The 1,261-nt window shown below is 59.0% G+C and carries 2 rRNA genes; both read left to right on the top strand.

Going from position 1 to position 1,261, the window contains the following annotated elements:
- A 16S ribosomal RNA gene (locus ACZ7H1_RS37355) occupies nt 1-85 on the top strand; the annotation flags it as partial.
- Between the two features lie 311 nt (nt 86-396).
- Nucleotides 397-1,261, top strand: a 23S ribosomal RNA gene (locus tag ACZ7H1_RS37350); the annotation flags it as partial.

Below are 1,261 nucleotides of genomic sequence, written 5' to 3'. Positions count from 1 at the left end.
GGAGCTGTCGAAGGTGGGACTGGCGATTGGGACGAAGTCGTAACAAGGTAGCCGTACCGGAAGGTGCGGCTGGATCACCTCCTTTCTAAGGAGCACTTCTAAGCCAAGCTTGCTTGGTTCAGAGGCCAGCATGCGAGCGAACGTCTCGCACTGGTTGCTCATGGGTGGAACGTTGACTACTCGGTTCAGACCACGGGTCGGTGGCTGCTAGTACTGCTCTTCGGAGCGTGGAACGCATGATCACCGGACGGGACTGGGCCGGGCACGCTGTTGGGTATCTGAAGGTACGGCCGCAAGGTCGCCTTCAGTGCCGGCCCCGGTAAAGGTCTGCTTCGGCGGATTGTGACGGGTGGTTGGTCGTTGTTTGAGAACTGCACAGTGGACGCGAGCATCTGTGGCCAAGTTTTTAAGGGCGCACGGTGGATGCCTTGGCACCAGGAACCGATGAAGGACGTGGGAGGCCACGATAGGCCCCGGGGAGTCGTCAACCAGGCTTTGATCCGGGGGTGTCCGAATGGGGAAACCCGGCAGTCGTCATGGGCTGTCACCCGCTGCTGAACACATAGGCAGTGTGGAGGGAACGCGGGGAAGTGAAACATCTCAGTACCCGCAGGAAGAGAAAACAACCGTGATTCCGGGAGTAGTGGCGAGCGAAACTGGATGAGGCCAAACCGTATACGTGTGAGACCCGGCAGGGGTTGCGTGTGCGGGGTTGTGGGATCTCTCTTCCACGGTCTGCCGGCCGTGGGGCGAGTCAGAAACCGTTGATGTAGGCGAAGGACATGCGAAAGGTCCGGCGTAGAGGGTAAGACCCCCGTAGTCGAAACGTCAGCGGCTTGCTTGAGAGACACCCAAGTAGCACGGGGCCCGAGAAATCCCGTGTGAATCTGGCGGGACCACCCGCTAAGCCTAAATATTCCCTGGTGACCGATAGCGGATAGTACCGTGAGGGAATGGTGAAAAGTACCGCGGGAGCGGAGTGAAATAGTACCTGAAACCGTGTGCCTACAAGCCGTGGGAGCGTCGGAGCAAGGCTTGCCTTGCTCTCGTGACTGCGTGCCTTTTGAAGAATGAGCCTGCGAGTTTGCGGTGTGTTGCGAGGTTAACCCGGGTGGGGTAGCCGTAGCGAAAGCGAGTCCGAACAGGGCGTTTCAGTAGCACGCTCAAGACCCGAAGCGGAGTGATCTAGCCATGGGCAGGTTGAAGCGGAGGTAAGACTTCGTGGAGGACCGAACCCACCAGGGTTGAAAACCTGGGGGAT

This window comes from Streptomyces sp. NPDC037401 (assembly GCF_055602345.1).
Note: the sequence above shows the minus strand (reverse complement) of the source record. Positions and strands in the feature narration are given on the sequence as shown.